This window comes from Pseudomonas sp. 05T35, from assembly GCF_056396605.1.
This window is the reverse complement of the sequence record NZ_JBFTLU010000226.1, coordinates 1-7,035: the sequence shown is the minus strand read 5'-3', so window position 1 is coordinate 7,035 and position 7,035 is coordinate 1. Positions and strand designations below refer to the sequence as shown.

Annotated in this window: 9 protein-coding genes; 5 read left to right on the top strand and 4 right to left on the bottom strand. The window is 59.4% G+C overall.

Going from position 1 to position 7,035, the window contains the following annotated elements:
* From AC1DH9_RS17695 to AC1DH9_RS17685, 3 genes are all read left to right on the top strand, one after another.
* On the top strand, nucleotides 1-219 hold a 219-nt coding region (locus AC1DH9_RS17695), incomplete at its 5' end, for an ACT domain-containing protein (protein ID WP_477808507.1).
* 137 nt (nucleotides 220-356) lie between these two features.
* Nucleotides 357-1,190 carry a nucleoside triphosphate pyrophosphohydrolase gene (gene mazG / locus AC1DH9_RS17690; RefSeq protein ID WP_427546248.1) on the top strand — a complete coding sequence of 278 codons (834 nt, stop codon included), beginning with the start codon at nucleotides 357-359 and terminating at the stop codon, nucleotides 1,188-1,190.
* A gap of 25 nt (nucleotides 1,191-1,215) precedes the next feature.
* Nucleotides 1,216-1,758: a DUF2058 domain-containing protein gene (locus AC1DH9_RS17685; RefSeq protein WP_427546246.1), complete on the top strand. Its 543-nt coding sequence runs from the start codon at nucleotides 1,216-1,218 to the stop codon at nucleotides 1,756-1,758.
* Nucleotides 1,759-1,825: 67 nt separating this feature from the next.
* Here the strand turns inward: AC1DH9_RS17685 and AC1DH9_RS17680 are convergent, their stop codons facing one another.
* From AC1DH9_RS17680 to purM, 4 genes are all read right to left on the bottom strand, one after another.
* The gene (locus AC1DH9_RS17680) at nucleotides 1,826-2,014 is read right to left on the bottom strand and encodes a hypothetical protein (protein ID WP_054593565.1); all 189 of its coding nucleotides are present in this window, start codon (nucleotides 2,012-2,014) and stop codon (nucleotides 1,826-1,828) included.
* A 267-nt stretch (nucleotides 2,015-2,281) separates the two neighbouring features.
* Nucleotides 2,282-2,995 carry a DUF3108 domain-containing protein gene (locus tag AC1DH9_RS17675; protein ID WP_477808506.1) on the bottom strand — a complete coding sequence of 238 codons (714 nt, stop codon included), beginning with the start codon at nucleotides 2,993-2,995 and terminating at the stop codon, nucleotides 2,282-2,284.
* An 8-nt stretch (nucleotides 2,996-3,003) separates the two neighbouring features.
* Nucleotides 3,004-3,654, bottom strand: coding sequence for a phosphoribosylglycinamide formyltransferase (gene purN, locus AC1DH9_RS17670; RefSeq protein ID WP_427546281.1), 651 nt, complete (start codon nucleotides 3,652-3,654; stop codon nucleotides 3,004-3,006).
* Nucleotides 3,655-3,665: 11 nt separating this feature from the next.
* Nucleotides 3,666-4,724 carry a phosphoribosylformylglycinamidine cyclo-ligase gene (gene purM / locus AC1DH9_RS17665; RefSeq protein WP_145020505.1) on the bottom strand — a complete coding sequence of 353 codons (1,059 nt, stop codon included), beginning with the start codon at nucleotides 4,722-4,724 and terminating at the stop codon, nucleotides 3,666-3,668.
* 385 nt (nucleotides 4,725-5,109) lie between these two features.
* Between purM and AC1DH9_RS17660 the strand changes: the two genes are divergently transcribed.
* Nucleotides 5,110-6,159, top strand: a complete 1,050-nt coding sequence (locus AC1DH9_RS17660) for a DUF2066 domain-containing protein (protein WP_427545986.1) — start codon at nucleotides 5,110-5,112, stop codon at nucleotides 6,157-6,159.
* A 34-nt stretch (nucleotides 6,160-6,193) separates the two neighbouring features.
* The coding region (locus AC1DH9_RS17655) for an AI-2E family transporter (protein ID WP_477808505.1) at nucleotides 6,194-7,035 on the top strand (842 nt) is incomplete at its 3' end.

Sequence of the window (7,035 nt, the reverse complement as noted above, 5' to 3'; positions counted from 1 at the left end):
GCCTACGACCGTTCCGGTCTGCTGCGTGACGTGTCGCAAGTGCTGCTCAACGAGCGGATCAACGTGCTGGCGGTCAACACCCGCTCGAACAAAGAGGACAACACTGCGTTGATGTCCCTGACCATCGAGATTCCGGGGCTGGACGCATTGGGGCGGTTGTTGGGGCGTATTTCCCAATTGCCGAACATCATCGAAACCCGGCGTAACCGCACCCCGTGATGATCGGTGTGGGAGCTGCTTTATGTGGGAGCGAGCCTGCTCGCGATGGCGGTTGTCCAGTCAACAGTTATGCTGGATATGCCGGCCCTATCGCGAGCAGGCTCGCTCCCACATGGGTTTTGTGAAGAGATTGATAGATGTATTCACTTCAAGACTTGCTACACCTGATGAACCGGCTGCGGGATCCGCAGTTCGGCTGTCCGTGGGATATCAAGCAAACGTACCAGACCATCGTCCCGCACACCCTGGAAGAAGCCTATGAGGTGGCCGACGCCATCGAGCGCGGCGACTTCGATCATTTGCAGGGTGAGTTGGGCGATCTGCTGTTCCAGGTGGTGTATTACAGCCAGCTGGCGCGGGAAGAGGGGCGTTTCGAGTTCGACGGCGTGGTCGACAGCATCACTCGCAAACTGATTCGTCGTCATCCACATGTGTTCCCGACGGGCGATCTGTACGCACCACTGGATATCCCGCGGCTCAGTGAGGAGCAGGTCAAGCAGCGCTGGGAGGAGATCAAGGCCGAGGAGCGGGCCGAGAAGTCCCACGCCCCCGAACAATTGTCCTTGCTCGATGATGTGCCGGCAGCGCTGCCGGCGTTGTCCCGTTCGGCCAAGCTGCAAAAGCGCGCGGGGCAGGTGGGTTTCGACTGGCCGGACGCGTTGCCGGTGCTCGATAAGGTCCGCGAAGAGCTTGATGAAGTACTCGAAGCCATGGCGGATAACGATACGACAGCGATCAGTGACGAAGTCGGCGATCTGTTGTTTTCCGTGGTCAATCTGGCGCGTCACCTCAAGGTCGACCCCGAAACCGCATTGCGCGGCGCCAACAGCAAGTTTGAAAGACGCTTCCGATTTATCGAACAGGCATTGCGCGACACCCGCCGTCCCATAGAAGATTGCACCCTCGAAGAGTTGGACGCCTTGTGGGGCGAAGCCAAACGTCAGGAAAAGAATTTGCCCAGCTGCGGCTGAGCTGTTGCCTAAGTGAGTAAGCACCATGAGCCTTTCCCTTCGCGACCAGTTGCTCAAAGCAGGGCTGGTCAACCAAAAGCAGGCCAAACAGGTCGGCAAAGAAAAACAGAAGCAGCAACGCCTGGCCCATAAAGGTCAGATCGAACTCGATGATTCCCAGCAGCGTGCGGCCCAGGAGGCCATGGCCGAGAAGGTCAAGCGCGACCAGGAACTCAATCGCCAGCAGCAGGAGAAGGCTGAGCAGAAGGCCCGCGCCGCACAGGTCAAGCAATTGATCGAAGTCTCGCGCTTGCCGAAGTTGACCACCGAGGACTACTACAACTTCGTGGACGACAAGAAGGTCAAGCGCATCTGCGTCAACACGCTGATGCGCAACAAGCTCAGCAGCGGTTCCCTGGCGATCGTGCATCATGCCGGCGGCTACGAAGTGATCCCGCGTGAAGCGGCCCTGAAGATCCAGGAGCGCGATCCACGGCGCATCGTGCAACTGAATGTGAAGACAGAAGAAGTCAGCGCCGAAGACGATCCGTACGCGGCCTATCAGATCCCTGATGATCTGATGTGGTAAGCCTTTAAAGGTTGCCACAACAACAAACCCCGCTCATTGGCGGGGTTTGTTGTTTTCAATGCTGTCATTACACGGAGCGGGCGTCTCGTTGCTGTTCCAGATTTTCCAGTTCGGCCTTGTAGCTGTGGGCATCGCTCTCGGAGTGGAACATCCCCACCAGCATGTCTTGTTGATAGACGTCCCAGATCCGGATGCCGGCGGCTACGCCTTCGTGGGATTTATGTGAATCGTCGCGTTCAGTTACTTTTACAGTCATCTGCTGGCTCCAATCTCAATTGTTCTGCAGCAAGGCGTGTGCAGGCCTTTGTTATATATTTTGTTAGCTTGCTAAGTAAATGCTCGCGCTCGGTAATGATCTTTTGCAGAAACTGAAAAAATCCCGCAGCCCTTGCGGGCCGTGACATTCGGTCGCAGGGCGCCGGGTTTCATGACAGAAGTTTCATGTTTCCAACGGCTTGGGCACAAACCGGCAGGCGAAAAAAAGCCCCGCAATGGCGAGGCTTCTTCATTTCGAGCTGCTTGCTTAGCTGCCTTTGACAGCCTTGCCGTCAACCGTACCGTCGAGGAGCATGATGTTGTACTCCTTGCCGTCGGTCTCGACCTGGCGCAGGGCTACGAGGATGTAGCCCCAGTCCTTGGCGAACCACATTTCGGTGATGCGCTTGTTCTGTGTCGGGTCGCGAACGCGTTCGACCTTGATCGCATCGACCGAGCCCGCTTTGGTCTGGACTTTCTCCTGGCCAATCACGCGGAAGTCGTAGGTGTCGGTGTCTTCACCTTCGACCACTTGGTAGCTCATGCTTTTTTTGCCGGCGGCTACATCGCGCTGCAGGGCCAGTTGGTAGGTGGACTTGTCCAGCATGCCGGTGTTGAGCGGTACCTTGACCGGGTCGCCGCGATCAGTGCCGGTGACCATCTTGGTGGTCCAGTCGAAGTCCAGATTGACCTTCTTGGCTTTGCCCAGGCCGCCGCGTTCGAAGCGATATGACTGGGGCAGCAAGGCGTCCTTGTCCAGCTTCAGGGTGCTTTCTTCGGTCAGGCTGGCGACCAGCATGGAGGCCTTGAAATTCAAGGTCCAGGAGCCGTTGTCATTTTTCGACAGGCTGCGTTCGRCTGAGCCGCTCATCGGGAGCTGCTTCCAGTCGGCGGTGTAGCTGGCGGAGAACGGTTGAAGGTCTGCCGCCTGCGCAAGGGGCAGGGCGAACAGAGCACAAGCGAAGAGCAGGGCGCGACGCATAAAATCTCCTAGTTTCGAATCAAGTGACCGCTGGCCGCGAGTAACTGACCATCCAGTAAAGCACCCTGTTCGCCAAGGCTCAGTCGGCCCTCGGCAAACCAGCGTACGGCCATCGGGTAAATCTGGTGTTCGCGGGCGTGAACCCGTTGCGCCAGACTTTGCGGCGAATCGTGCAACTCTACCGGTATTACTGCCTGTACGACCAGTGGTCCGCCATCGAGTTCCTCGGTGACGAAGTGCACGCTGCAGCCATGTTCGGTGTCGCCGGCTTCCAGCGCTCGCTGATGAGTGTGTAACCCTTTGTATTTGGGTAGCAGCGAGGGATGGATATTGAGCAGGCGACCCTGATAGTGACGGACGAAATCAGCGCTGAGAATACGCATGAATCCGGCCAGTACCACAAGCTTGGGTTGGAAGGCGTCGATCAATTCGATCAAGGCGGCATCGAAGGCCTCGCGACCTTCGAAAACCTTGTGATCCAGGGTGCGGGTGTCGATGCCCGCGTCCCTGGCGCGCTGAAGGCCGTAGGCATCAGCGCGGTTCGAGATCACCGCGCGAATGCGCACAGGGTTGTCCGCGTTCTGCGCGTCGTCGATCAGAGCCTGCAAGTTACTGCCGGTGCCGGACAACAGCACCACGACATCACAGGTTGCGGGCATTTGCTCTTGCATCAATGCGCCTTGAGGTTCTTCAGTTCAACCTGCGCAGCACCTTCGGCAGCGGTAGCGATCTGACCGATGACCCAAGGTTGTTCGCCGGCTTCACGCAGTACGTTCAGCGCGGTTTCGACGTGTTCCTGAGCAACGCAGATCACCATGCCGACGCCGCAGTTCAGCACGCGGTGCATTTCGGTTTCGTCGACGTTGCCTTTCTCTTGCAGCCAGTCGAATACGGCCGGACGGGTCCAGCTCGCTACGTCAACCACGGCTTGCGCGCCTTTTGGCAGAACGCGCGGGATGTTGTCGAGCAGGCCGCCACCGGTGATGTGGGCCATGGCCTTGACCGCGCCGGTGTCTTTGATCAGCTTGAGCAGCGGCTTGACGTAGATGCGGGTTGGCGCCATCAGCAGGTCGGTCAGCGGCTTGCCATCGAGCTGGATGTTTTCGATGTCTGCACCGGACACTTCGATGATCTTGCGGATCAGCGAGTAGCCGTTGGAGTGCGGGCCGGAAGACGGCAGGGCGAGCAGGGCATCGCCAGCGGCGACTTTCGAACCGTCGATGATTTCCGACTTCTCGACCACGCCCACGCAGAAGCCGGCCAGGTCGTAGTCTTCACCTTCGTACATGCCAGGCATTTCAGCGGTTTCGCCGCCCACCAGCGAGCAGCCGGACAGTTCGCAGCCAGCACCGATGCCGGTGACGACTTGAGCGGCGGTGTCGACGTTCAGTTTGCCGGTGGCGTAGTAGTCGAGGAAGAACAGCGGCTCGGCACCGCAGACCACCAGGTCGTTGACGCACATGGCAACCAGGTCGATGCCGATGCTGTCATGCTTGTTCAGGTTCAGAGCCAGGCGCAGCTTGGTGCCGACGCCGTCGGTGCCGGATACCAGCACGGGCTGCTTGTAGCCAGCCGGGATTTCGCAGAGGGCGCCGAAACCGCCCAGGCCGCCCATGACTTCCGGGCGCGCAGTGCGCTTGGCGACGCTCTTGATGCGTTCGACCAATGCTTCACCGGCGTCGATGTCTACACCGGCGTCCTTGTAGCTCAGGGAGGGTTGCTTGCTCATGATCCAGGCCTTTAGGGGGGATTCAGGGGTAACGACCGAGTTCGGCGAGTGCGCTGAAATACGTGTGACGCGATTGCCGCGCAAGTATTTCAGAGTACCCAGCCGTTGCCGGTCTACGAAGGCGCGCGATTTTATCAGGCTTGAGGGGCAGCGGCCATCCTCGGGCCGACGGGCAGAGGCATATCGTGTTAAAAAAACCGAAAATGCCCGTGCTGGTGACCTCGCTCGTGGCTGTATAAGGTATAGCCGTTAACCGGCTATCGTTATGACAGAGTGAAAACTTCCATCGATTGCGTGAATGTTTTGCGCAGGCCGGCAGTCACAGCCTTGCTCAAGTCTGTTCATGCGGTCTGTTCCAGCCGCTTTTTGTCGACGGGAATCCTCCATGCGTTTGTGTAAATTTCTTTTTGTGGGCTGTTTGTCGTTGGTCAGCCTGGCGAGTCATGCCCAAACCGTTAACGGTCTCTATCAAGTGCGCGAGCCGGTCAGCAGTCAGACCCCGGAGGAGCGTGACCAGGCCACCCAGCGTGCGCTGGATACCCTGGTGCTGCGTCTGACCGGTGACGCCAAGGCGGCGCAGAGCCCGGGGCTGGCGGCGATTCGCAAGGACCCGCAGCAGATCATCAGCCGATATGGCTACGACGCCGGACCGCCGGAAAGCCTGCAAGTCGATTTCGATCCGGTCAGCACCGATCGGGCGCTGCGTCAGGCAGGCCTGGCCTTGTGGGGCGCCAATCGGCCGTCGATTCTCGGTTGGTGGCTGAACGATTCGACCGAAGGCTCAAGCCTGGTGGGAGACGGTCAGGCCAGTGCCGCGCCGCTGCGGCGTGCTGCACAGCATCGGGGGCTGCCGTTGCGCCTGCCGCTGGGTGACTTGAACGAGCAGATCGTCGCTACTGCGCCGCATCTGGAAGGCAATGATCCGGCGCCGTTGCATGGCATTTCCGAACGTTACGGCGCGGACGCTCTGTTGGCCGTGCATGCGCGGGAGGAGGGCGGTCAGTGGCAGGCCAAGTGGCATTTATGGCTGGGTGACCAGCGCGAGCAAGGCAGCGTGCAAGGGGCCGACAGTGCGGCTGTGGCCGATGCGGTATTGCTGGCGGTGAGTCAGCGCCTGGCACCACGTTTCGTTGCCAGGCCGGGAGCGTCCACCGAGCAGGTGCTTGAGGTGCAAGGCATGAATCTGGAGCGTTACGCGGTGCTGGGGCGCTTGCTTGAGCCGTTTGGTGCGCACCTGCAAAGTGTCAATGGCGACCAGATTGTGTATCGCGTCAACGGCAGTGCCGATCAACTGCGAGCGCAGTTGAGTCTGGCGAAGTTGCAAGAAGTGCCGGCGGGCGTTGCGCCTGCACCGGTTCAGTCTTCGGTCGGCGGTGCAGTACCTGCGGTCGCCCCGGCACCCGCGCCCAAAGCGCAGTTGAGTTTCCGTTGGTAGATTTTCTTTCCTTATATAGAAGCTGGAGTGATTCATGGCCGATACACGGCGTTGGGTATGGCTTGGTGGGGTAGCCCTGCTGTGCGCATTTGTGTACCTGTTGCATCCGATCCTTACACCGTTCCTGGTGGCGCTGTTACTGGCCTATCTGTTCGACCCGCTGGTGGATCGCCTGGAGGCATTTGGCCTGTCGCGAACCTGGGGTGTGGTCGCGGTGTTCGCGCTGTTCACCCTGGTCGTCATGACACTGTTACTGGTGTTGGTGCCGATGCTGGCCAAACAGCTGTTCCGCTTGTATGAACTGGCACCACAAATGCTCGATTGGTTGCAGCACACGGCGATGCCCTGGGCGCAGTCGAAGCTCGGGTTGGCGAATGGGTTCTGGAAGTTCGACAAGGTCAAGGCTGCGATTACCGAGCATATGGGGCAGGCCACTGACATCGTCGGTATCGTGCTGAGCCAGGCCACCGCATCGGGTTTGGCATTGATCGGTTGGCTGGCCAATCTGGTGCTGATCCCAGTGGTGAGTTTTTACCTGTTGCGCGACTGGGACCTGATGATGGCGAAGCTCCGTAGCCTGTTGCCACGTAATCGCGAAGAGCAAGTGGTAGCGCTGGCGGACGAGTGTCACGAGGTGCTCGGCGCATTTGTTCGTGGGCAGTTGCTGGTGATGCTGGCGTTGGGAGTGATCTACGCGGCGGGCCTGATGCTGGTCGGGCTGGAGCTGGGGCTGTTGATCGGCCTGATTGCCGGGCTGGCAGCAATCGTGCCGTACATGGGCTTTGTGATCGGGATTGGCGCGGCGCTGATCGCCGGGTTGTTTCAGTTTGGTGGCGACCTGTATCCGATGATCGGGATTGTCGCGGTGTTCATGGT